Source organism: Streptomyces sp. CNX435, assembly GCF_059570575.1.
In genome coordinates, this window is the sequence record NZ_JCANTA010000010.1 from 19,156 (window position 1) to 42,141 (window position 22,986).

Here is a 22,986-nt window from a genome sequence, read left to right on the forward strand (position 1 = left end):
CCCGCCCGCCCCGGCTGCTACGGCAACGGGTGAGGGCGGCGTCGGGCGTACACCGTGACCGGGTTCCCCGCGAACGTGTCCTCGCGCAGCGGCGCGAACCCCAGCCGTTCCGCCACCCGCACCGAGGCGGTGTTCCCGTGGCGGATCAGGGAGATGAAGTACGCCTCGTCCAGGACCCGGAAGCCCCAGTCCAGACAGGCGCGGGCCGCTTCGGTCGCGTAGCCGTGGCCCCAGGCCCCGGCCTTCAGGGTCCAGCCGAGTTCCACCTCGTCCAGGTCGGCCCAGTAGTTCAGCCCGACGCGGCCGATGAACTCGCCCGTGGTCTTCAACTCGACGGCACACAGCCCGTGGCCGCGTTCCGCCCACTGCCGTTCGATCGCGGCCAGCCGTTCCCGCGCCTGCTCGGGCGAGTACGCGCCGACGAACCGGTTCACCCGCGCGTCGGCATGGAGCGCGACGAACGCGTCGACGTCCGCGACCCGCAGCGGGCGCAGCAGGAGCCGTTCGGTCTCGATCACCCTGCCCAGCCTAACCGCGGCCCGCAGCGCGGCCTCAGGCAACGGTGGCCGTCACGGTCAGGGCCGTGTACCGCATCGTGAACGTGCCGCCCAGGCCGTCGACCGCCGCGGCGGTGGCGTCGAGCAGGGCGGCCTGCCGGGCGGGCGGGATACGGGCCATGCCGCCGCCGGTGGGGAGTTGGTCCAGCCACTCGTCGCGGGTGTACGTGCGCTCCCACCCGTAGCGCCACTCCTCCGGTTCATCGAAGGCGCCCGCGCGGCGGATGCCGTCGGCCGTCTTGTCGACGATCGCCGAGTAGCCGTCGAGGGCGGTGCGGCTCCAGGGGTTGAGGGGCGCGCCGGGCAGGGCGTCGCGGTACGCGGCGGCGAGGGCTTCGGCGACGTCGGGGGCGGGCCGGGAGACGTTCCAGAACACGGCGAGCCTGCCGGTGGGGCGTAGCACCCCGGCCGCCTTCGCGGCGCCCGCGACGGGGTCGATCCAGTGCCAGGTCTGGCCGGCGACGACGGCGTCGAAGCGGCGGCCGGCCGGGTCCCAGTCCTCGAACGGGGCGACCTCGACGTCGAGGCCGTCGCGGCGGGCGTAGGCGGCCATGCGCGCGTCGACGTCCAGGCCGAGGACGCGGCAGCCGGCGGCGCGGAGCTGGCGGGCGACGATGCCGGTGCCGGTGCCGACGTCGAGGACGGCGCCCGCGACCTCCGCGATACGGGCGATCAGCTCGTCCGGGTAGCGGGGACGCGTCCGGTCGTAGCGGTCCGGGTCCGAGCCGAAGGACTCCGCCATGTCCCGGGCGCGGTGCGGCTCGGGCGCGGACGCGGCGTCGGCGGGGTCACGGTCCGGTTCGTCCTCCGACGATAGAGTGGGCATGCGCCCACTCTAGTGGGCACTCGCCCACTAGAGCCACCCGCACCGCGGAGGTCTCCCGCCCCATGCCCACCGGCACCGCCATCCGCGACCCCCGCCGGCAGCTCTTCGCCGCCGCCGAGCGCGTCCTCCTCCGCGCCGGACCCAACGCGCTGACCAGCCGCGCCGTCACCGACGAGGCCGGCTGCGCCAAGGGCGTCCTGCACCGGCACTTCGCCGACTTCGACGACTTCCTCGCCGCGCTGGTCCTCGACCGCATCGCCCGCCTCGACGACCAGGCCAGCGCCCTCCGCGCCGCCGCCGACGCCGGCCGCGGCACCGTCGTCGGCAACCTCACCGACGCGCTGACCGCGCTCTTCGAGTCCGTCGCCGTCGCCGTCGTCGGCCTCGTCGTCTCCCGCGACGCCCTACGCGCCCGCCTCCGCCGCACCCGCCCCACCGGGGTGCCGCTGCTCACCGACGCCGCGGACGTGCTCGCCGCGTACCTCACCGCCGAACGCGACCGCGGCCGCCTCACCCCCGACGCCGACGTCGCCGCCCTCGCCCCCACCCTCGTCGGCGCCGCGCACCTCCTCTTCGCCGACAGCACGTCGGCCCCGCCGGCACCGGAGGAGGTACGGAAGGTCGTCACGACGGTCGTCGCCCCCGCCCTCGGCCCCGCCGCCGACCCCGTCCTACGCCCGGACGACCTCCCGGAGTAGAGTGGCGCCCGCCGTGTTCGTCGTACGGGTTCGCCGTACGGGAGAGACGAGAGCGGGAGGTGAGTTGATGACCGCGCTCAAGGCCACCGTGCGCAGCGCCCGGGTCTTCCTCACGTCCCGGGCCGTGGCCTGACCCTCCCCTGTCTTCGCCCACGCCGGGAGCGTGAGCCCGCGGGGCGCCCACACGAACACGACGATCGAAACGGATCTTCATCCCTCATGGGCAACACCTGGATCACACGCGCCGAGACGCGTGCCGACATCCCCGTCATCCGCGAGATCACCCTCGCCGCCTTCGGCAGGGCCCGCGAGGCCGACCTCGTCGAAGAGCTGCGCGCGGACACGAGCGCGTGGCTCGACGGCCTGTCCCTCGTCGTCACGGAGGACGACGACGCCGACCGCCGCCGGGTCGTCGGGCACATCCTGCTCACCCGCGGCCACATCGGCGACACCCCGGCGCTGTGCCTGGGCCCCGTCTCCGTACGGCCGGAGCGGCAGCGCGACGGGGTGGGTTCCGCGGCCGTACGGGCGGCGCTCACGGCCGCCGCGGCGCGGGGCGAGCGCTACGTCGTCCTGGTCGGACACCCGGCGTACTACCCGCGGTTCGGCTTCACGCGGGCGTCCGCGTACGGCATCCGCGTCAGCGTCGACGTTCCGGACGACGCGCTGATGGCCCTCGCGCTCGACGAGGCCGCTCACCCGCTGCCCGGCGGCATGATCCGCTGGCCGGCGGCGTTCGGGATCTGACCCGTCCCCGGACGGTCCCGACGGTACGGGGCACGCGCCGCCCGGCGCGTGCCCCGTACCACCCTCAGGACGGCTTGCGCGCCTCGACGAGCGTGCGCGAGCTGTACGCGACGAACGGGCCCTCCGACCGGATCCGTTCGTGCATCTCCCGCAGCCGCGGCCGGTACGCCGCCACCGTGAAGCCCGGCACCATCCAGACCACCTTCCGCAGGAAGTACGCGACCGCCCCCACGTCGTGGAACTCCATCCGCAGCCGCTCGGTCCGCAGGTCCACGACCGCCAGCCCGGCCGCCTCCGCCGCCGCGCGCTCCCGCTCGGGATCGCGGCCGTTGCGCGCCTCCTCGGGCCGCGGCCCGAGGAAGAACTCGACGACCTCGAAGACGCTCGCCGGCCCGACGTGCTGCGCGAAGTACGTGCCGCCGGGCCGCAGGACGCGGACGATCTCGTCGAAGTACGGCTTCACCGGGTGCCGGCTCACCACGAGGTCGAACGCGCCGTCGGCAAACGGCAGCGGCGGCTCCTCCGGCGCGGCGACGACGACGGTGCCGAGGGGGTGCAACAGGGCCGTGGCCTTGGCGACGTTCGGCGGCCACGCCTCGGTGGCGACGGACAGCGCCGGCCGCACGGGCACCCCGGCGAGCACCTCGCCGCCGCCGGTCTGGATGTCCAGCGACGCCTCGGCGCGGGCCATCCGCGCGCCCATGGCCCGCTGGTACCCCCAGGAGGGCCGCGCCTCGGTGGCGCGGCCGTCGAACCAGGAGAAGTCCCAGCCGTCGACGGGGGCGGCGGCGGCTTCGTCGAGGAGGCGGTCGAGGTCGGGGGCGGGGTCGGCGGTGGCCATGAAGGCGATCCTCGCAAAGGGGAGAGGGCGGAGGCGACCGGATAAGGCCGCGCCGCCCCCCTGACGCCGGGCGGCGCGCGCACCGCGTTCGCCCCTGGTTTTCCACGGTTTGCCTCGGATACGCCGCACGCGGCGCACTCCGGCGTGACAAATTGTCGTTACGCCGAAGTCGCCCGGTCGCGGCGGCGGCGCGGAACGATGGGCCCTGAGGCCGACGGCGCCTCGCGGCAGATCCGTAGATCCGGTCAAAGCAGGAGGCTCGCCGTGCACACCAACGAAATGGGAGTTTTCGGAGTCTCCCCCGCGGAGGAGCAACTGTACCGGCACTTCCTCCGGCACCCGGATTCACCTTCCGAGGGCGTCCACGTGAAGCTCGGCATAGCCCCACATGAAATGGAGCAGGCCATGACCCGCCTGGTCCGGCTGCGGCTGCTCAGACCGGGGGATCGGCCTGGGTGGTTCCTCCCCGTCGATCCGGAGCAGGTGGTGGCGCGGCTGACCGAGCTGCGGCTGCGCGAGATGTACCAGGAGATCCAGCGGGTCACCCAGAGCCGGCATGTGCTGGCGACGCTGCGCGCGGAGGGCATGGCGGCCACGGCGGCCTCGGTGGAGGGCGGTACGGGAAGCGCGTACGTCGGGGAGCACGGGGTGGAGGAGATCGACGACCGGGCGGAGCTGAGCAACCGGATGGAGGAACTGGTCTTCTTCGCCCGGGAGGAGATCGCCTCCGTCGAGCCCGGCGTCCATCTGTTGTCCGAGGCGGTGCTCAAGCGGCGCACGGTGGAGTGGCGGGCGCTGAAGCGCGGGGTGCGGCGGCGGCTGGTGCTGCCCGCGGACATGTTGCGGCACTCCCGGGTCGCCGGGCACGTGCGGGAGTTGCTGGCCCGCGGCGGGGAGGTCCGGGTGGTGGAGGAGATCACGGACCAGCTCGTGGTGTACGACGGGCGGGTGGCCCTCATGCCCAAGGACCCGAAGAACAGCGACGGCGGCGCGCTGTTGGTACGGGGGCGGGGGCTGGTCAGCACGCTGTCCGGGCTCTTCGAGAAGGTGTGGGAGCAGGCCGAGGACGTCTCCGTCGAGCTGCGCGAGCCCGGCGAGGAGCAGGAGGCGGAGCTGTCGGAGGCGGAGCTGCGGGTGCTGCGGATGATGTGCGAGGTGGGCAAGGACGAGACCGGCGCCCGGGACCTGGGGGTCTCGGTGCGTACGTACCGACGGCACATCGCCGACGTGCTGCGCCGGCTCGGCGCCTCCACCCGCGCCCAGGCCGCGCTGCTCGCCCGCGAACGCGGGTGGGTCTGAACCCGTTCCGCACCCGTTCCGCCGTACGCGGGCGGGGTCGGGCCCCGTGCGGCCGAACGCGGGCGGCTCCGCGCCGCGTTCAGCACTCCATCGACCAGCCCACGCACGCCCGGTGCGTCAGGACGTCCCCCATCGCCCGCTCCGCCACGACCGCCGTCCCGTCCTCCGGCACCGCCAGCGTGAGCCGGATCCGCTCCGACTCCACCCGCAGCTCGTGCGGCAGGTGGGCCCGCAGCAGCCACAGCAGCCGGACGGCCGTCGTCTCCGCGGGCGGGGCGTCGTAGTCCTGCCGTACGAAGGCCACTTCGAGTGTCCGGCCCCCGCTCATCGGCGCCCCTCGCGGGAGCCGGCGCCGGCGCGGGAGCCCGGGTCCGCCCCCGGCCCCGCCCCCGCTCTGAGCGCCCGCCGCGCCGCCGCCGCCAGCGCCTCGATGCCCGTCGGCAGCGTCGTACGCAGGTCCGGCGCGAACCGCGGCGAGTGGTTCCCCGGCACCGGGCGCCCCGTGCGGGCCGCTTCGCGGCGGGCCGACGCGGAGACCGTACCCAGCATCCAGTAGCCGAGCCGGACGCCGGGGGCCCCGTGCACCTCCGCGCCGGCGGGGCCGTACCAGGCGAAGTCCTCCGCCGCGGTGGCCTGTTGCCAGCGCAGCACCCGCGCCGGGGACAGCGCCGCGACGTGTGCCGCCCGTAATCCCGCGGTCAGCGCCGCGTCCGGCAGCAGCGCCCGCGAGCGGGCCCGCACCGTCACCTCCGGGGGCCGCGGCGCGCCCGCCGCCGCCGCCTCGCCGGCCAGCACCCGGCGTACGCCCGCGAGCAGCCGGTCCAGGGTGCCCTCGTCGAACGCCCGCAGGCTGATGCCCAGTTCGGCGCGGTCGGGGATGACGTTCGCCTCCGTGCCGGCCGCGAGCCGGCCGACGGTCAGCACGGCCTGCTCCGCGGGCGCCCGTTCGCGGGCGACGAGGGCCTGCAGCCGCAGCACGGCCGCCGCCGCCGACACCACCGGGTCCACCGTCAGGTGCGGCGCCCCGGCGTGGCCGCCGGTGCCGTGCAGCACCGCGTCCACGGCCACCGTGCCGGCCAGCAGCGGGCCGCCGTCGGCGTGGGCGACGGTGCCGGCGGGCAGCGGCGCGGTGTGCTGGGCGAGGACGGCGTCGGGCGGGCCGGTGAGGTCGTAGAGCCCGGCGCGCAGCATCGCCAGCGCGCCGTCGAGCGTCTCCTCGGCCGGCTGCCCGACGATCGCCACCGTGCCCCGCCAGCCCCCGGTGCCCCCGTCGTCGCGGGAGTCGCCGGCGTCGCGGGCGTCGCGCGCGAGCAGCCGGGCGGCGCCGGCGAGCGCGGCGAGGTGCACGTCGTGGCCGCAGGCGTGGGCGACGCCGGGGACGGTGCTGGCGTAGCGCAGGCCGCTGTCCTCCGTCACCGGCAGCGCGTCGAGTTCGGCGCGCAGCAGCACGGTCGGGCCCTCGCCGCGGCGCAGCAGGCCGACGACGCCGTGGCCGCCGAGGCCGCGGGTGACGGCGTAGCCGTCCGCGGCGAGCCGGTCGGCCAGCGCGCCGGCGGTGCGCTCCTCGGCGCCGGCGGGCTCGGGGTGGAGGTGGACGTCGAGACAGAACTCCACGGCGGACCGGAGGACATCCGCGGGTACGGACATGCGCGCCTCGCTCCTCTGCTGGGGCCCCCGAGCACCCCCAGCCTGCCCGACGCGATGATCAACGCGGCTTCAGCCCTCTGTCGCCGGGTGTCAGCGAGGTGACAGCGAATCGCCGCCGGGGGTGGCAGCGCCCCTCGATTCAATGTTCGGGTCAAGCATCGGATCCGCCGGTCGCACGGTCGGCGGGCCCGCCCTCGATACGGAAGAAGGAGTTCCCATGGCTGACAAGGCGCTCTCCACCCTTGCCGACGAGATCCTGGAGCTGGAGTCGGAGACCTTCGAGATCTCGGACTACTCGGACCAGGCCGAGGTCGTCCTCGCCGGTTCGACCTCCTGCTCCTCCACCTCGACCTGCTCCAGCACCACGAGCACCACCTCGTGCAGCGCCTGACGTTCCGTCGGTAGCGCCGCGCCCAAGGCAGCCCTCCCGGGACGGATCGGTCCTCCCGCGAGGGCTGCGGCGCGTCCCCACGACCGTGCGCTTCGGGAACAGGTCGCTACGGGAACGGGTGGGGCACGACGCGGAGGCCGCCGGTGTCCGCGGCCGGGGTTGCCAGCAGCCGGGGCATGTTCAGGGCCCGCTGCCGGTGCCAGCCGAAGTCCAGCGGCAGCAGCCCCGGCGCCAGCGTCGCGACCGTCCGCAGGCCCACCGCCCGCTGCTCCGGCGTCGTCTGGTCGACGGCCATCGCGTCGTACCCCTGCACCGCCAACGCGTCGACGAGCAGCCGCAGGTCGTCCCGGAGGTCCAGGGTCGCCGGCCGCACCTCGGCCCAGTCGGCGTACACCTCGGCCAGCGGCAGCGCCCGGTCGTCCGTCAGGAAGTCCCCCGCGTGCCCGGCCATCCGCGGCAGCCCGTAGAGCTGCGCGTGGTCCTTCAGCTGCCGTACGCGCCCGAAGTCCTCGGCCATCGCCTCCAGTTCGGCACGCCGCTCGGTCACCTGGTACGGCAGGTGCGGGATGTACGTCAGCACCTCGCTGAGCGCGCCGGCCAGCGCACCCGCCGGGTCCAGGCCGGCCGCGGCGCCGAAGGACAGCAGCCCGGGGCCGCCGTCCTCCCGTACGGCGACCGCGGTGATCACCGGGATGCCCAGGTCGCTGCGGGTGTCGAAGGCCCGTACCGCGTAGCCGAGGAGCGCCGCCCGGTCCAGCATGCCGCGCACCCGCGGGTCGCCCGTCGAGCGCGGGTCGACGCGGGTGAGCGGGCCGCGGCCGTACCAGGCGAGGAGGAAGGCGTCCCGCTCGATCAGCTCCAGCAGCCCGTACAGCACGGCCTCCGCGAGCGTGCCGCCGGTGGCGCAGCCGTTGGAGCACTCGAAGACGAAGTTGTCGTCGGGCAGCCCGGCGCTGTAGTGCACCAGCCGCGCCGGGACGAGCACGGGGTGGTCGTCGCGCAGGCAGTGGCCCCAGATCCAGGGGATGGGACGGTCCGGGTCGAAGGGGGCGACCATCGGGTCGTCGCGGTACGTCTCCGGGGCGTAGAGCCCGGTGCGCCGGGGGTCGACGACGGTGTTCTCGCCCCACTCGGCGGCCAGTTCGCCGAGGGAGGCGGTCACGGGGCGCAGGCCGCGGCGGGCGTGGGTGCCGGCGTAGCGCTCCAGGCCCTCCAGGTACGCGAGGGTGCGGCTGGTGGCGTACGCGTCGGACTGGCCGGAGAACGTGACGTCGTTGAGGCCGGCGTAGCCGCGGACGAAGGCGCTGCCGGAGATCGGCGCGGTGGTGGTGGAGGCGGGGTTGAGGTGGGTGGTCGAGCCGAGGGCGCCGCAGACGGGGTTGGCGAGGGCCGCCTCGGGGAGGTCGAGGGCCGCGAGCGGGGTGACGCGGTAGACGTCGGTGGCGGGCTTCGGGGTGGGGGTGAGGTACATCCGGCCGTGCTCGGGCGCGTCGTCCGCGGGCGTCACGCAGGCCGGGCAGAGCGGCTCGGGGAGGAGCGGGAACGTCGCCAGCGCCAGGGTGCCGAGGTCGACGCGGGTGACGCGGGCCAGCCCGTCGGGCGAGCGCCGGCCGGCGACCGCGCGGCACACGGCCCACACGGCGTCGGCGGCGTGGTCGGTGAGCACCGGCCACGCCGCGCCGCCGGCGGGCGCGAACCCGCCCTCCAGCGCCTCCCGTTCGGAGCGGGTACGGAGCCGCTGCCAGCGCATCGCCAGGCACCGGCCGCAGGCGGGCCGCGGTGCGGGCGGTCCGCCTGCCGCCGGTTCCCGGTCGGCGCCCCAGGGGCCGACGAGCACCGCGCGGGAGCTGAGGTGCACGGTGGCGCCGGGGCGCTCGTCCGGCCACGGGTCGCGGCCGGGGTGCAGGGTGTCGGCCGCGCCGAGGGGCACGACGACGGGGGGTGCGGGGAGGTTTGGATCGGGGGAGGCGTAGAAGTCGCCGGAGCCCGCGGAGCCGCGCGGCCCCTCGGAGCCGCCGAGTCCGCCGGGCCCCCCGGAGCCCTCAGGACCGCCGGGGCGCAGAGGTTCGCCGGAGCCCCCAGGGCTTCCGGAGCCGCCGGGGCGCAGGGGGCCGCCGGGGCGCAGGGGGCCGCTGCCGTCGCCGGTCGCCCGGCGGGCGCGTAGCGCCTCCGCCAGCCAGGCGCGGGCGGCCTCGAACGGCGCCGGCGCCGGCGCCTCGTCCCGTAGCACGGGGGTCGTCTCTTCCGTCGTCGCCGTCACGTCCGGTCGCTCCAGCGGAAGACACGGAACGCCACGGCCCCGAACACCACCGCGAACGCCGCCAGCCCGCCGCACGCCACCGCGATGTCCGCGCCGCCGCCCGCGTCGGTGAGCGCCGCCGACACCCCGTCGTTGAGGTGCCGCAGCGGCAGCACCCAGCTCATCGTCTGCATCCACGACGGCATGGCGTCCAGCGGGTAGAACGAGCCGGACAGGAACGCCATCGGCACCATCATGAAGTTGGCGACGGCCGCCACCGCCTCCGGCGTACGGGCGTAGGAGCCGACGATCGCGCCCAGCGCCAGGAACGCCGTGATGCCCAGCACCAGCACCGGCACCGCCAGCGGCCAGCCCGCCGCCAGTTCGAGCCCCAGCACCGGCAGCAGCGCCACCGCCACGAACAGCACCGCCTGCACCAGGCCGATGCCCACGGCCAGCACGTAGCGCGAGCCCAGCACGGCGGACAGCGGCGCCGGCGTCATGCGGATCACCCGCAGGATGTCGTCGCGGCGCCACTGCATCAGCACGAAGCCGACGCCGAAGACCGCCGCGTTGCCGACGCCCCAGGACAGCACCCCGGGGGCGATGTACGCGATGTAGGGCCGGCCGCTCTCCTCCACGTCCTGGCCGTGGAAGATCAGCCCGAAGACGACGAGGAAGAGCAGCGGGAAGGCGAAGGTGAAGAAGAGCGTGGTCTTGTCCCGGGTGTACGCCCGGTAGCCGGCCTCCGCCAGCGCGGAATAGGCACTCATCGGGACTCCTCCATGGCGGCGGTCAACTGTCAGTCCTGGCCCGTGAGCTGGAGGTAGACGTCCTCCAGGCTGGCCGTGCGGGTACGCACCCCGTGCAGCCCGGCGGCCTTCTCCACGGCGGCCAGCACCGGCCCGGCGTCCTCGGTGCGCAGCACCAGGGCGTCGGACTCGCGGGTGACCTCGGTGACGCCGGGCAGCACCCGGGCGTCCTCCTCGCTCAGCCGCTCCGCGGGCACCAGCAGCCACACCGCCGAGCCACCGCGCGCGACCAGCCTGCCCGGGGTGTCCAGGGCGGTGACCCGGCCGCGGTTGACGATCGCGACGCGGTCGCACAGCGCCTCGGCCTCGTCCAGGTGGTGGGTGGTGTAGACGATGGTGCGGCCGGCCCGCTTCAGGTCGCGCAGCACCTCCCAGAGCGCGCGCCGGGCCTGCGGGTCGAGCGCGGCGGTCGGCTCGTCGAGGAAGATCAGCTCCGGTGCGTGCACGAGCGCGGAGGCGATCGCGAGGCGCTGCCGCTGCCCGCCGGAGAGGTTCTCCACCCGTACGTCCGCCTGCTCGGTGAGGCCGACGAGGGCCAGCGTGCGGTCGGCGGCGGCGCGTTCCGTCCCGTACAGCGCGGCCATGGTCTTCAGGTGCTCGTACGCGGTGAGCCGGACGAAGAACGCCGAACTCTGCGTCTGCACGCCCAGCCGCGGCAGCAGCTCCGGGTCCCGCGGCCAGGGCCGCCGGCCCAGCACCTCGACCGTGCCGCCGTCGGCCTCCCGCAGGCCCTCCATGATCTCGATCAGCGTGGTCTTGCCCGCGCCGTTGGGGCCGAGCAGGCCGAAGAACTCGCCGCGCCGGACCGTGAACGAGACCTCGTCCACCGCCCGCACGTCGCCGTAGCTCTTGCGCACCGCCTCCAGGCGGACGGCCGGGGGCTGCCCGGCGGGGTCGTCGGTGTCGGTCGTCACGGGATTCTCCTTAGGAGATTCAGCGGGAGCCTGGGTCATCGCCTACGCCGCCAGCACCACGGCGCGTACGAGCAGCACCAGCACCACCGCCAGCGCCGCGACCGTCAGCGCCGTGCCGGCGGCGTAGCCGGTGTAGACGGCGCGGGCGCGGCGCGGGTACGCGGCGGCGTCCGGGGAGCGGCGCAGCGCCAGGGAGAGGTACGTACGGCTGCACTCGGCGAGCCGCAGGCCGCCGAGGAGCTGGCCGACGACGGTGTAGCCGTCGAGCGGCGGGAGCGGCACGAGCATCGCCGCGGCCTGCAGCACGCCGAGGAACAGCAGCCCGGCGAGGCCGTCGCGGGTCGGTCCGTCGGGGGCGAGCGCCCACCAGCAGCAGAACGGCAGCAGGAACAGCAGGTTGGCGACGGCCCCGGCGCCCGCGACGACGATGCGGGCCCGGCGGCCGGCGAGATACAGGTAGTCGTCGACCGTGCAGTACATGATCACCACGGGCAGCCGCCAGCGCAGCCCGATCTCCGCGACCCGGCCGCCGTAGTGCCGCGCGGCCACGCCGTGCGCCAGCTCGTGCAGCGCGGTGGACAGCCACAGCGCGGTGGCCACGGCCACCAGCAGCACGGGCCGGGTGAACACGGCGGCGGCGCCGTCGACCAGTTCGCCCGGGTGCAGGGCGAGCACCAGCAGCATCGCGCCGAGGACCGCCAGCAGCACCGGGCCCCAGACGCGGCCGAGGAGGAAGCCGGTGGCGCGGTGCAGCCGGCCGGCGGTGGCGTGGGCGTCGGCGACGAGCCGTACGCTGCCGGCGAGCAGGCTCCGGGCGGGCGGCTGGGCGGATGGCTGGGCGGACGGGCGGTCGGGTCCGGCGGGATGCGGGGCGCCGTCGAGCAGGCCGCGGCGGCCGAGGAGCTGGAAGAGCCGGCCCCAGTGCGCGTCCCCGAGCCGCTTGCCGAAGGCCGCCGCGTACTCGCCGCCCAGCTCCGCGACCGTACGGGAGCCGTCCATCCGTACCATCAGGAACCGCTCCCGCGGCCCGACCTCGAAGGACTGCCCGGTGGCGGTGTCCTTGACCAGGTGCACGGTACGGGGCCCGTGCAGCAGGGCGTCGCTGACGAGCACCCCGGGGCGCAGCCGGGGCTGGTGGGCGGCGAGCGACTCCCTGGTGCCGCTCACCGCGCGCTCCCGGTGACCGGCCGGACCGGCCAGATCGGCTGGTCCGCCCGGACCGGCCGCCGCTCCGCGGCGCGCGCGTGCAGCGCGCGGGCCAGGACGTGGGAGAGGTACGCCTCGTCCTGGATCGTCACGTGCAGCCGGTTGTTGGTCATGTGCATGTACGGGGACAGCAGCCGCTCCAGCGCCTCGTCGGGGTCGTCGACCGGCTCGTCCTCCGTGCCGTCCCAGGACCTGAAGACCAGCTCGCCCCGCTCGGCCAGCTCCACCACCCGGGCGCGCAGCTCGCGGCAGTGCTCCGCCCAGCGGGCCAGCAGCGCCGGCAGGGTGCCCGCGCCGGCCGCGGCGGCGCGGATGCGGCCGTGCCAGGTGAGCAGCCCGGGGGCGACCTCGTCGGCCTTGCGCTCGTACGCGGCGCTGCCGATGAAGCCGGTGTCGGGGAACGCGCGGTGCCAGAAGGTGTAGTAGCGGTCGAGGAAGTCCGCGAGCCGGTCGTCCTCGGTCAGGAAGGCGGTGGACATGATCAGCATCAGCTGCGCGGACGTGCCGAGAAGCACGGTGCGCAGGTGCAGGTTCTTGCCGCGCAGCGCGTCGCACACCAGCTCGCTGGAGCGGGCGAAGTGCCACTCGGCGAGCGCCACGCCGGCCGGGCCGCCGTACTTGCCGTACTCGGGCTCGTACGGCAGCCAGGCGCGGGAGTTGTTGGGCCGCAGGTTCATGCGGCCCTCGGCGTCGGTGTAGCCGGCGCGGTCCTCGGGGCGGAACTCGATGTCGAAGAGCTGGTTGTAGAACTCGTTGAGGAAGCCGGAGTCGACCTGGTAGAGCGCGGGGCGCTCCGCGAGGAAGGCGTCGACGGCGCGTTCGGCGCGGGCCCGTACCTCCGCCTCCGCCCCTGGGGAGGCGGGGCGGAGACGGAGGCGTACGTGGGGACCTTCGAGCCAGTAGTTGAGGAAGAACCAGCCGTGGAGGAGACCGTCGTCGCGTAGCTCGCGGACGAGCGGGCGGACGCACTGGAGGAGGAGAGGGACGGGGTTGGCGGCGTAGTAGACGTGGAGGGCCTGCCAGGCGCCGGGGGTCCCCTCGGCACCGGGTGCGGCGGGCGCGGCGGGCGCGGCGGGCGCGGCGGGCGCGGCGGGCGCGGCGGGCGCGGGCTGGTCGGTCACGGGGTCTCCCCTTCCGCGGTGACGGCCGCCGGTGTGGTCACTACCGCCTGTGTGGTCACTGCCGCGGGGGCGGTTTCCACGGCCAGTTCCACGACGTGGCCGCCGTGTTCGGTCGTCAGGTACGGGCCGTCCTCGTCGGGCAGCGCCTCGCGGAACGTCACGCGCGCCGCGTCGCTGCGCAGCAGGCCCTCGAAGGCCAGCAGCGACAGCGGGCTGTCGAAGTCGACGTACTGCGGCTTGGCGCCGGTCGCGCCGCGCGCCGCGTCGTCCCTGACCATGGCGTACGCCCGGGCCGGCAGCCCGTGCCGGCGGCGCCAGCGGTGCCAGGCCAGCAGCCAGCCGCCGTCGCCGGTGCCGGCGGCGCGGGGTGGGAGGGCGGTCGCGGGGACGCGCCAGGAGCGGCGGGCGAGGACGAGGCGGCCGTGGCGGACGCGCGGGCGGTGGGTGACGCCGTCGTCCGGCTCGCCCTCGGGGACGCCGGCCCAGACGTCGACCGGGGACATCGAGGTCGGGGAGAGCAGGAGCAGGGTGCGGGGGATCTCGGGGAGGGCCAGCGGCACGAGGTAGCCGAGGTAGACCGGGACGACCTCGCGGCCGAGCCGGGCGGAGCGCAGCACCAGCCGGTCGGTCGCGGGGTCGTGTGCCAGGCTGAGGTCGTCCAGGGCGATGCGGTGCCGCGGCGGCGCGGAGCTGGTCTCGCCGGGGCAGACGATCTCGTAGTCGGTGAGCCGGCCGTGCAGGTTGAGGTTGCTGGTCACGGGGCCGCCGGTGACCTCGGCGAAGACGGCGCCGGGGGGCTGGAGTTCGCGGGCCCGGGCGCGGAGTTCGGCGGAGAGGCCGCCGTCGGGGCTGGCGGGCCGGTCGGGGCTGCCGGGCTCGTCGGGGGTGCCGTCGAAGCAGTGGGTGAAGCGGCTGAACGGGAAGTGCAGCCCGCCGTACGAGCGGTTGAGCACCACCAGCGGCTCGGACCCGGCGAGCTGCACGTGGTGGCTGTGCAGCGCCGGCTCCGCCGGCAGCGCCGCCAGCTCGGCGGCGACGGCGTCGAACAGGTCGGCGCCGAGGACGAGTTCGGCGCCGGTGCCGGAGCCGGTCCCGGCGCGCTGCTCGTACTCCGCCCAGCGGTCCCGTACCCCGGCGTGGAACGCGCGGCGCGCGGCGTCCAGCGCGCGCAGCTGCGGCAGCCCGAGCCAGTTCTCCTCCGGTACGTACTCCCCCTGCGCGTCGAACGGCGTGCGGCGCGAGGTGAACGACAGGTACTGATCGAAGAAGTCCTCGTGGAAGTCGTGGATGAGCTTCAGCAGGTCGGTGCAGCGCCCGCCGGTGCCGTAGCGGGCGAGGAAGAACCCGCGCAGCGTCAGCCGCTGCGGCAGCGTCAGGTCGAACGCGGGCAGGATGCGCTCCACCGCCGCCAGCGGCCCGGCCAGCGCGTCCACGAGCCCGGCGGGGGCGATGTCACCGGCGGGTCCCGCACCGTGCGCCACTCCGGCACCGTGCGCCGGTCCCGCACCGCGGGCCGTCACCTCCGGCGCCGTCGTGTCCTCGTACAGCACCGTCCGCGGCACCCGGGGCTGCGCCACGCCCAGCTCCCGCTGTACGTCCGCCAGCCCCCGGCGCAGCCCGCCCAGCAACTCGCGCCGCGCCGCGGGCGGCGCCGCGGGGTAGCGGGCCAGCAGGTCCGCCGGGCCCTCCAGCGCGGCGGCGACGTCGTCCGCCCACGGCCGGTCCAGCCCGCGCAGCGCCCGCTGGAAGGCGCGCAGCGGGTCGGTGTCGTGGGCGCCGAGGTCGAGGCAGGGCACGCGGACCATGCCGACGTCGAGCAGGGCGGACAGGTACTTCTCGACGGCCTCGCGGTCGGCGTCCAGATCGGCGCGGAGCCACTCGGCCAACTCCCCGTAGCGAACGGTCTCCCGCTTCTCCAGCAGCCCGAGCATGCGCTCCAGCACGCCGCTGCGGCGCAGGAAGAACAGCCGGTCCCGCACGGTGTCGAAGGTGACGGCGGTGTCGTCGTCGCCCGCGGTCACCCAGCGGCGCACGTAGCGCACCCGGTCCTCGTCGCGGCCCCAGCCGGGCGCGGGCGCGACGGGCAGGTCGGCGCGGCGGCGGGGGTCGGTGAGGACGGCGGCGGCGAGGCGGCCGACGGCGAGGACGTTGAGGCGGGGGTGGCTGCGGGGGGTGTACGGGCCGGTGAGGCGCAGCGCGGCGGGCTCTGCGCCGTCCGGGGCGTCGGTCGCGTCGTCCGTCAGCCGGCCCAGGGCGACGGACGTGAAGGCGGCGAACGGGCTCGTCTTGCACGCCGTGCGGTAGAGGTACGCGAGCAGCGAACGCTCCACCTTCCGCGTCCGCTTGTCGGCGCGCGCCGGGTCCGAGGCGGCGAAGGCGTCCAGCTGCGCGTCGAGGACGGGCGAGGCCAGCAGCACGCCGCCGCGCAGCCGGTCCTCGTCCAGGACCGCGCGCAGCGCGCCGCGGGTGCGCAGGAGTTCGGCGGTCAGCAGCTCCTCGCCGGCCGCCAGGTCGTCGTCCAGCCGCGCCCGCAGCTCCAGCCAGCCGCGCAGCGGCTCGGCCACCTGCGGGGCGAGGCCGGCGACGAGCGCGAGCGCGGCCCGCGGGTCGGCGGGGCGGCGCCCGTTGAACACCTCGCGGCGCAGCCGGAGCAGGTCGCGCCGCACCCGCTCGTCGTCGCGGCCGGCGACGAGGTCGTGCAGCCGGTCGCCGAGCGGCGCGGCGATACCGGCGAGCCGGGCCTCGGTCGCGAGCACGCCGTCCGCCCAGTCGCACACGGCGGGCGAGCGCAGAGCCCGTACGGAGTCGGCGGGCATGCCGGCGATACGGGCGAGGAAGCGCGGTCCGAGGGCGGGGCCGGTGCGCGCGGCGCCTGCGGCGGGCGCGGGTCCGCCTGCGGCGGGCGCGGCGGGGGGCAGGGCGCCGTCGGGCCGGGCGCCGTCGGCTCGGGCATCGTCGGCTCGGGCATCGTCGGCCCGCGCGCCGTCGGCCCGGGCGCCGCCGGGCCGCCGCACGCCCCTGCGTCGTACGCCCTCGCGCACTGCGCCGCCGGCCGCCGCGCCGCCGGTCCGCGCCTCGTCCGGCCGCGCGCCGTAGACGGCGCCTGCGGCGGGCCCGCCGGCCGGCCGGGCGTCGTCCGGGCGGGTGCCGTCGGGCGACACCCCCTCCGTCCGCCGCACACCCCTGTGCCGGCCGTCCTCCCGTCGTGCGCCAGCGCCCCCCGCGCCGCCGGCCTCCGCGCCGGCGGGCGCCGTCTCCGTTGTCATCCCCGTCATCCCCGTCATCTCCGTGGTCCCCGCCCCTCAGGCGATCTCGAAGCGGAAGTCGGACGCCCCGCGCCGCTCGTGGCCCAGCATCATGATCAGCAACGGCATCTCGTCCGTCTCCTGCAGCCCGAACCGCTCCCGGTACGCGATGTTGTCGAAGCCCAGCGCCACCCCGCAGCCGACGCCGAGCGCCGCCGCGGCGGTGTACGTGGCCTGGGCGACGCCGCCGATCAGCGCGTTGACCAGGCGGTAGCCGCGGTCGCCGACCGCGTCCAGGACGCTGTGCGTGCGCACGGTGGGCACGAGGACCGCGCCGGCCTGTTCCAGGTTGTAGTTGGCGAGGAAATAGTTCTCCTGCAGAAAGGCCCCCGGCGGTTCCGCCGAGACCCGCCGCAGCGTGCCGGGCTCACCCCCGGGCACGTACTCGTACGTCCCCGGCTCCACCCCGGTCACGTGGTTGACCAGCGCGTACAGCTTCACCAGACCGTCCGCACCGGCCGCCGCCGCGTCCCCGCCGAGCCGCGAGCCGCCCGCGGCGGCGGCCAGACAAGCCGTCAGGTGGGCGCCGTCCAGCGGCCGTTCGGCCGCGAACCGGCCGAAGCTGCTGCGCCGCGCCCGCAGCGCCCCGCGTACGTCCCGGGCCAGCGGTGCCCGCGCCGGCAGCGCCGTCTCCGGCCGCCGCGGGGCGCCGGGCGCGAGGGCCGCGGCGCCGGCCAGCGCGCCGGGGGCCGGGCGGGCGGTGGCGCCGGCGGCGGTGGCGTGCTGCATGGCGGTGAGGTCGTCGAAGGTGCGGACGGTACGGGAGCGTTCGGCGTCCCGTTGGCGTACGGAGACCTCGGGCGGCGTGGCGGGTACGGGCGCGGCCCCGCCCACGTAGTCCGCCCAGGGCAGCGGCACGACCGCGAAGATCCCCTCCTCCTCGCCCGCGACCCCCAGCAGCCGCGCCAGCCGCTCCTCGTCGAACCACAGCGCCGGCTCCAGCGCCGTGCCCCGCGCCCCGGCCCAGGTCCGCCAGGTGCCCAGCAGCGCGCCCACGTCCATGCTCACGGCGTGGAAGGAGAAGCTGTTGTACTTGAAGGAGTTCTGCCAGTACTTCACGCCCAGCACCAGGAACTGGTCCGTGTCCGGCCCCGGCGCCCCCTCCCCCAGCGCCTCCCGTACGACACCCGTGACGTCGCCGGTCAGCAGCCGGCGCAGGGCGTGGTGGCGGGCGGAGTAGTAGTGCACGCCGGGCGGTACGGGCGCGGAGGCGCCGCTGACCCAGTAGACGGAGACGGGGTAGAGGCCGCCGCCGGAGGCGGTGCCGCGGGACCAGTTGGCGAGCGGGTAGAACGGCAGGGCGCTCAGGTCGGTGTTGGCCTGCACGCCGAGGCGCCGGCCCACCAGCCCGTACGAGTCCCGCAGCAGCCCGCCGAGGCGCCCGAGGTCGAACGCGGCCCCGCCGCCGCCCGCCGGGTTCAGCAGCCCGCGCTCGACGGTGGCGGACGCCGGGTAGGCGGGGCCGGCCGGCAGCGGCAGCCGGTCCGTGCCCGGGTAGTGCTTGGTCTTGCGGGGACCGTCCGCCCAGTCGGGCACGAAGTCCACCGGCTCCATCGGCACGCGGCCGCGATGCATGATCGCGGTCGCGTATCCGTGGGCGTATCCCATCGTCTGCTCCTTCTGCGGATGGTGGCCTCGTGGCTTCTTCGTGCGGTGGTCGGTCAGGGGAACGGGTGCGGTGCGGGGTTCAGCTCGGCGTCGGTGAGGTCGTGGTCGCGCAGGCCGGCCTCGCGCAGCCCGGTGCGCAGCCGGGGCATCCCCAACGCGCGCTGCCGGGACCAGCCGAAGTCGATGGGCAGCAGCCCCGGCACGAGCACGCTGACCGTCCACAGTCCGAGTGCGCGCTGCTCGGGCAGGGTCTGGTCGACGGCGATCACCTCGAACCCGGCCTCGGCGACCGCCGCCACGCACGCCGCGGCGTCGTCGGCGAGGTCGTCGGAGACGGGGAGGGTACGGCCGGGGCCGTACCGCTCGCGCAGGGGGACGGGTTGCCGTCGCGGCTTGAGGAGGAAGTCGGCGTAACGGGCCATCTCCGGCAGGCCGTAGACGAGGGGGTGGTCGTGGAGGGCGGCGACCCGGTCGAAGTCGGCGGCCATCGCCCGCAGCCGGGTCTCCTCGCGCTCCGTACGACCCGCGAGGTTGACGGCGTCGGTGGCGATCTCGTCCAGCGCGGAGGCGAGCGCCGCTTCGGGGTCGAGACCGGCGCCGGCGCCGAAGCACATCCGGCCGGGGCCGCCGTCGTAGCGCTCGGCGACGCCGGTGACGACGGGGATGGGGAAGGTCAGCGCGGCGTCGAAGAACCGGGCGCGGTAGCCGTACATCTCCAGCCGCGCCACCATCTGCCGGGTGGCGGGGCGTTGGGCGGAGGCGGGGTCCAGCTCGGGCAGGGGCTGCTGCCCGTACCAGGCGAGGAGGAAGGCGTCGCGCTCGACGACCTCCATGAGGCCGTAGTAGACGGCCTCGGCGGCGGAGCCGCCGGAGGCGCAGCCGTTGGAGCTCTCCTGCACGAAGCGGTCGGTGAGGCCGGGGGTGTGGTAGTACGTCAGCACCTCGGGCACGAGCAGGGGGCGGCGGTCGGTGAGGGAGTGGCCCCAGACCCAGGAGATCTCGCGCTCGGGGGTGAAGGGGGCGATGCCCGTCGTCCGGTGGAACCCGGGGGCGTAGAGGCCGCAGCGGCGGGGGTCGAGGGCGGGGCGGCCGGCGGCGGTGAGCTGGTCGAGGCTGGCGCGGACGGTGGTCGCGCGGGCGCGGGGGCGCATGCCGGCGTAGCGCTCCAGGCCCTCCAGGACGCCGATGCGCAGGCTGTCGCGGAAGGTGTCGGCGTGGCCGCCCCAGAAGGTCTCGCGGAGGTAGTCGCCGGAGCGGAGCGAGAAGCAGCCGATGGTGGCGGAGGTGGAGGTGGAGGAGACGTCGAGGACGACGGTGGGGCCGAGGGCGCCGCAGACGGGATTGGCGAACGCCTCGGTGGGCAGGTCGTAGTCCGCGAGAGCGCGGGTGCGGAACGCGCCGGGGCGGTGCTTGGGGGACGGGTCGAGGGCGAGGACGGCGGCGTCGGCGGAGTCGCGCTCGCGGGGCCCGCAGGCGGGGCACTCGGGGTCGGGGACGAGGGGGTAGCGGCGGACGGTGAGGACGGCGAGGTCGAGTTGGTAGACGTCACGGAAGACGGTGCCGCCGTCGCGGTCACGCCGGCCGGCTGCGGCGACGGCACCGGCGACGACGGCGGCGAGCGCCGCGGCGGCGAACGGCGTCCACTGCGGCGGCACCCCCACCGCCGCGGTCCCCGCCCCGAGTTCGACGGCCTCCCGCAACGCCGTGGACCGGGCAGCCTGCCACCGCCGCTCCAGACACAGCGCGCATCCGCGGGCGCCGGCGGCGGGGAGGGGCCCGACGATGGCGTGCCGCCCGTAGATCCGAACGGGTACCGCATCCGCGGGGGCCGCATCCGCGGGGGAGGCGGTACGCGACGGGTCGGCGACGCCGCCGGCCGCGTCGGCCGTACGGCCGGTCTGCGCATCGGCGGCGGCGCCGGAGGCGAGCGCGGCGTCCGCAGGACGTGAACGCACGCTGGGAGCCCCGCCGGACACCTCTTCGGGACGCCGCGAACCCCTTCCGACACCCGGCACGCTGCCCAGGCCGACCGACTCCGCCGGGACGGCGGCTGTACGCGCCGCAGGCGCGGCGGCGTCGGTCGCACAGCCCGGCCGCCCGCCGACGGCGTCGGCGGCAACCGGCTCGGTGAGAACGCCACCGGCCTCTCGACCAACCGGCCCCGCCGGGACGGCGGCCGTGCGCGCCGCAGGCGCGGCGGCGCCCGCCGCGGAAGCGGCACCCGTACGGCCCGACGGCTCACCGGCGTCGCCGGCCGTACGGGCCGCCGGCAGGGCGAACGCATTGGTCAGGCCCAGCGGGGCCACCTCCACCCCCACCGGGGCGGCCAGCGCTGCCAGGTGGGCCGTCAGCTCCGCCGCCAGCGCGTCGCACGCCGCGCCCCACGGGCCCGCCGCCGGCGGGTCCGTGGCGGCCGGGGCCTCGGGCTCAGCGATCGCCACCGGTGCCCTCCCGGGTGAGCAGCACCCGCGCCGTGTGCATCCCCGCCGACCGCAGGTCGACCGGCGTCGTGTCGCACCACAGCACGTCGCGCCCGGCGGCGCGCAGCCGCTCCAGGACGACGGGGAACGTCACCGCCCCCGCCGCGCCGCTCCCGGCGCCCGAGGCGCCTGACGCGCCCGGTCCGCCGGGGCCCCCGACCCCCGACCCCGCCTCCTCCGGGCCCGGCACCCGCACCCGCACCGCCCCCGGCGCCAGGTCCGGCAGCAACTCGTCGCCCACATCCGGCGCTTCGCCCGTCTCCGCGGCCAGCTGCACCTGCCCCAGCAGGTCCCGCAGCGCCGCCACCGCCGCCCCCGCCGGCGTCAGCGAGGCGCCCACCGCCCAGCGGGCGGCGGCGGCCACCCCCGGCCCCACCCCCGGCCCTGGCGCCGGCCCCGGCGCCGAACCCGGCCCCACCCCCGGCCCCGGTTCCCGGGCCAGCGCCACCGACACCCCGCTGTGCTCCGACTCGCCCAGGTCCAGCAGCTCCACCGCCACCCCGAGCGTCTCCGCCGAGCGGGCCAGGAACACCCACTCCGCATCGTCCCCCGTTGACTGCGCGCGGTGCGGGGTAGCCCCGTGACCACCCCGAACCGCGCGCAGCAACCCTTCGTGCGCCAGCGCCGACAGCAGTGCGTGCCCCGCCGCCTCGCCCGCGCTCTCCCCCGCGCCCGTACCCCACGCCCCGCGCAGCACCAGGCCGTCGCGGTTGGCAGCCCCCGCGGGGCACAACGCCGCCGCCGGCACGGCGACTTCGTCCTTCGTCAGCAGCGACGTGGCCCGCGCCCACGCCGTCACCCCGTCCGCCGCGATCCCCGTACCGCCGTCGGCGACCAGCGCCTCCGGCCCCAGCCGCCGTATCCGCGCCGGGAGTCCGGCCAGGGGCAGGGGCCGTACCGGGGCGGCGTGCTCCGCGTACAGCGTCGCCGCCGCGCGCAGCCCGCGCTGCCGGGCGCCGGCCAGGTGGTGCACGTCGAACGCCGCCACCAGCCGCGCACCCGCCGCGGCGCCGCCGCGCGGCACCTCGATCCGGCTGACCTTCAGCGGCGTCTGCGTCAGCTCCTCGTCGCGGTAGCGCGTGAAGACGCCGACGTGCGGGCGGATGAGCGCGTCACCGAGCCGGTTGAGCCGGGCCACCAGCTCCTCCGCCTCCCGGGCCGTCTCCACCGTCACCGCCGGGGCGACCGTCAGCTCCTCCGGCCGCGGCGCGGCACCGTCCGTCCCCGCGCCGCCCGCCGGGACGGCACACCGCGCGCAGCGCGGGTGCGGGTGCAGCGGTTCGGCGACGACATCGAGGGAGTCCAGGTCCTGGATGAGCACCTGGCCCTCGGTCTCGGCGGGCAGCGCGCCGGTGGCGGTGCGGAAGACCTCGTACGCGAGGAGGTTGCCGACCATCGCCGCGACCGGCCCGGTCAGCGCCCCGCCCGCCGGGACCGCCGCCGGCTCGGCCACCCCGGCCAGCTCCGCGAGCAGCGCCGCGGCGCCGGCCGGGTCGGTGGTGTCGCCGAGCCGCAGCAGCGCGCAGCCGAGGCAGCCGGGCCAGCCGGCCCCCGCTCCGGCGGTCGGCCCGCCGGAGCGGGGGCCGACGACGACACGGTCGCCGAACGTCCAGGCGGGGATGAGGAGCTGGCCCTCGGCGAGGCCGTCCCGCAGCAGGGCGTGGGTGCGGGCGGGCGCGTCGGCGCCGGTCACGACGAGCACGTCGTACGAGGAGAGCGCGCCGGCGTCGACCGGGCTGAGCACGGCCGGGGACCCGGCGGCGGTCAGCTCGTCGGCCTCCGCCAGCGCCGTCTCCGGCCGCTCCTCCGCGGCGACTTCGGCCAGCCCGTTCCGTATCAGACCCAGCACGCACCAGCGCGCCGCCTCGCCCGTGCCCAGCACCGCGACCCGGGTCTGGCGGAAGCGCGCGAAGCGGGCCGCGGCCTCGGCGTCGGCCACATAGTGGTCGACGTACGCGATCTGCGCGGCGAACCGCTCCGCGACCGCCGCCGGCGGGCCGGGCGCCACGGCCGGCGGGGCGTCGCGGGCGAAGTCCCGCTCCACCAGCGAGCCGACCAGCTCCGCGACCATCGCCCGCTGCGGTTCGCCGAGTCCGGCGCAGATGTCGGTGAGGGGCCGGCTGCCGTCGAGGTGCGGCACGATCAGGGAGGCGAAGCGGTACGCCGTACGGCCCGCCAGGTGGAAGCCGCCGTCCGCGTTGTGGAACAGCACGCCTCCGGGGGTCTGGGTGAACAGCACGTCCCGGCGCAGTCTGGGCCGCATCCCGGCGAGGTCGTCGAAGGCTCGTGGCATCG

The 22,986-nt window shown here is 76.4% G+C and carries 18 protein-coding genes; 4 read left to right on the plus strand and 14 right to left on the minus strand.

Annotated elements, in window-relative coordinates:
* Window positions 1-17: 17 nt before the first annotated feature.
* Window positions 18-518, minus strand: coding sequence for a GNAT family N-acetyltransferase (locus T328_RS18005; RefSeq protein WP_496497095.1), 501 nt, complete (start codon window positions 516-518; stop codon window positions 18-20).
* A gap of 34 nt (window positions 519-552) precedes the next feature.
* Window positions 553-1,299: a class I SAM-dependent methyltransferase gene (locus T328_RS18010; RefSeq protein WP_496497284.1), complete on the minus strand. Its 747-nt coding sequence runs from the start codon at window positions 1,297-1,299 to the stop codon at window positions 553-555.
* A 146-nt stretch (window positions 1,300-1,445) separates the two neighbouring features.
* Here T328_RS18010 and T328_RS18015 point away from each other — a divergent pair, with 146 nt between their 5' ends.
* A complete protein-coding gene (locus T328_RS18015; RefSeq protein WP_496497096.1) occupies window positions 1,446-2,081 on the plus strand; it encodes a TetR/AcrR family transcriptional regulator in 636 nt (211 codons plus the stop codon).
* A gap of 219 nt (window positions 2,082-2,300) precedes the next feature.
* Complete coding sequence (locus tag T328_RS18020) at window positions 2,301-2,828, plus strand: GNAT family N-acetyltransferase (RefSeq protein ID WP_496497097.1); 528 nt, start codon at window positions 2,301-2,303, stop codon at window positions 2,826-2,828.
* Between the two features lie 64 nt (window positions 2,829-2,892).
* Here the strand turns inward: T328_RS18020 and T328_RS18025 are convergent, their stop codons facing one another.
* Window positions 2,893-3,669 (minus strand): class I SAM-dependent methyltransferase, encoded by a 777-nt coding sequence (locus tag T328_RS18025; protein WP_496497098.1) that lies wholly within the window; start codon window positions 3,667-3,669, stop codon window positions 2,893-2,895.
* 264 nt (window positions 3,670-3,933) lie between these two features.
* On the opposite strand from T328_RS18025, the gene T328_RS18030 reads away from it, so the two are divergent.
* Window positions 3,934-4,968 carry a helix-turn-helix transcriptional regulator gene (locus tag T328_RS18030; RefSeq protein ID WP_496497099.1) on the plus strand — a complete coding sequence of 345 codons (1,035 nt, stop codon included), beginning with the start codon at window positions 3,934-3,936 and terminating at the stop codon, window positions 4,966-4,968.
* 79 nt (window positions 4,969-5,047) lie between these two features.
* Here T328_RS18030 and T328_RS18035 read toward each other — a convergent pair whose 3' ends face one another.
* Together T328_RS18035 and T328_RS18040 are read right to left on the minus strand one after the other, a co-directional pair.
* Window positions 5,048-5,296, minus strand: a complete 249-nt coding sequence (locus T328_RS18035; RefSeq protein ID WP_496497100.1) for a hypothetical protein — start codon at window positions 5,294-5,296, stop codon at window positions 5,048-5,050.
* On the minus strand, window positions 5,293-6,615 hold the full coding sequence (locus T328_RS18040; RefSeq protein ID WP_496497101.1) for an amidohydrolase: 1,323 nt from the start codon (window positions 6,613-6,615) through the stop codon (window positions 5,293-5,295). Before T328_RS18040 ends, T328_RS18035 begins: the two co-directional genes overlap by 4 nt.
* Window positions 6,616-6,832: 217 nt before the next feature.
* On the opposite strand from T328_RS18040, the gene T328_RS18045 reads away from it, so the two are divergent.
* Window positions 6,833-7,006, plus strand: coding sequence for a thiazolylpeptide-type bacteriocin (locus tag T328_RS18045; RefSeq protein ID WP_018840305.1), 174 nt, complete (start codon window positions 6,833-6,835; stop codon window positions 7,004-7,006).
* A gap of 106 nt (window positions 7,007-7,112) precedes the next feature.
* Here the strand turns inward: T328_RS18045 and T328_RS18050 are convergent, their stop codons facing one another.
* The 9 genes from T328_RS18050 to T328_RS18090 form a co-directional block, all read right to left on the minus strand.
* On the minus strand, window positions 7,113-9,266 hold the full coding sequence (locus T328_RS18050) for a TOMM precursor leader peptide-binding protein (protein WP_496497102.1): 2,154 nt from the start codon (window positions 9,264-9,266) through the stop codon (window positions 7,113-7,115).
* A complete protein-coding gene (locus T328_RS18055) occupies window positions 9,263-10,018 on the minus strand; it encodes an ABC transporter permease (protein ID WP_496497103.1) in 756 nt (251 codons plus the stop codon). Before T328_RS18055 ends, T328_RS18050 begins: the two co-directional genes overlap by 4 nt.
* A 29-nt stretch (window positions 10,019-10,047) precedes the next feature.
* The gene (locus T328_RS18060) at window positions 10,048-10,971 is read right to left on the minus strand and encodes an ABC transporter ATP-binding protein (RefSeq protein ID WP_496497104.1); all 924 of its coding nucleotides are present in this window, start codon (window positions 10,969-10,971) and stop codon (window positions 10,048-10,050) included.
* 42 nt (window positions 10,972-11,013) lie between these two features.
* Window positions 11,014-12,138, minus strand: coding sequence for a metalloprotease (locus T328_RS18065; RefSeq protein ID WP_496497105.1), 1,125 nt, complete (start codon window positions 12,136-12,138; stop codon window positions 11,014-11,016).
* A complete protein-coding gene (locus T328_RS18070; protein WP_496497106.1) occupies window positions 12,135-13,298 on the minus strand; it encodes a lantibiotic dehydratase C-terminal domain-containing protein in 1,164 nt (387 codons plus the stop codon). Before T328_RS18070 ends, T328_RS18065 begins: the two co-directional genes overlap by 4 nt.
* On the minus strand, window positions 13,295-16,564 hold the full coding sequence (locus T328_RS18075; protein ID WP_496497107.1) for a lantibiotic dehydratase: 3,270 nt from the start codon (window positions 16,562-16,564) through the stop codon (window positions 13,295-13,297). The genes T328_RS18070 and T328_RS18075 overlap by 4 nt, the downstream gene beginning before the upstream one ends.
* 36 nt (window positions 16,565-16,600) lie before the next feature.
* Window positions 16,601-18,211: a nitroreductase family protein gene (locus T328_RS18080; protein WP_496497108.1), complete on the minus strand. Its 1,611-nt coding sequence runs from the start codon at window positions 18,209-18,211 to the stop codon at window positions 16,601-16,603.
* Window positions 18,212-18,264: 53 nt separating this feature from the next.
* Window positions 18,265-20,235: a TOMM precursor leader peptide-binding protein gene (locus T328_RS18085; RefSeq protein WP_496497285.1), complete on the minus strand. Its 1,971-nt coding sequence runs from the start codon at window positions 20,233-20,235 to the stop codon at window positions 18,265-18,267.
* A gap of 403 nt (window positions 20,236-20,638) precedes the next feature.
* On the minus strand, window positions 20,639-22,984 hold the full coding sequence (locus tag T328_RS18090) for a TOMM precursor leader peptide-binding protein (RefSeq protein WP_496497109.1): 2,346 nt from the start codon (window positions 22,982-22,984) through the stop codon (window positions 20,639-20,641).
* Window positions 22,985-22,986 lie beyond the last annotated feature (2 nt).

Coding starts and splice junctions, on each gene's coding strand:
- T328_RS18010 (WP_496497284.1), bottom strand. CDS start 1,299: ATGGCGGAGTCCTTCGGCTCGGACCCGGACCGCTACGACCGGACGCGT.
- T328_RS18015 (WP_496497096.1), top strand. CDS start 1,446: ATGCCCACCGGCACCGCCATCCGCGACCCCCGCCGGCAGCTCTTCGCC.
- T328_RS18020 (WP_496497097.1), top strand. CDS start 2,301: ATGGGCAACACCTGGATCACACGCGCCGAGACGCGTGCCGACATCCCC.
- T328_RS18025 (WP_496497098.1), bottom strand. CDS start 3,669: ATGGCCACCGCCGACCCCGCCCCCGACCTCGACCGCCTCCTCGACGAA.
- T328_RS18035 (WP_496497100.1), bottom strand. CDS start 5,296: ATGAGCGGGGGCCGGACACTCGAAGTGGCCTTCGTACGGCAGGACTAC.
- T328_RS18040 (WP_496497101.1), bottom strand. CDS start 6,615: ATGTCCGTACCCGCGGATGTCCTCCGGTCCGCCGTGGAGTTCTGTCTC.
- T328_RS18045 (WP_018840305.1), top strand. CDS start 6,833: ATGGCTGACAAGGCGCTCTCCACCCTTGCCGACGAGATCCTGGAGCTG.
- T328_RS18055 (WP_496497103.1), bottom strand. CDS start 10,018: ATGAGTGCCTATTCCGCGCTGGCGGAGGCCGGCTACCGGGCGTACACC.
- T328_RS18075 (WP_496497107.1), bottom strand. CDS start 16,564: ATGACAACGGAGACGGCGCCCGCCGGCGCGGAGGCCGGCGGCGCGGGG.
- T328_RS18080 (WP_496497108.1), bottom strand. CDS start 18,211: ATGGGATACGCCCACGGATACGCGACCGCGATCATGCATCGCGGCCGC.
- T328_RS18090 (WP_496497109.1), bottom strand. CDS start 22,984: ATGCCACGAGCCTTCGACGACCTCGCCGGGATGCGGCCCAGACTGCGC.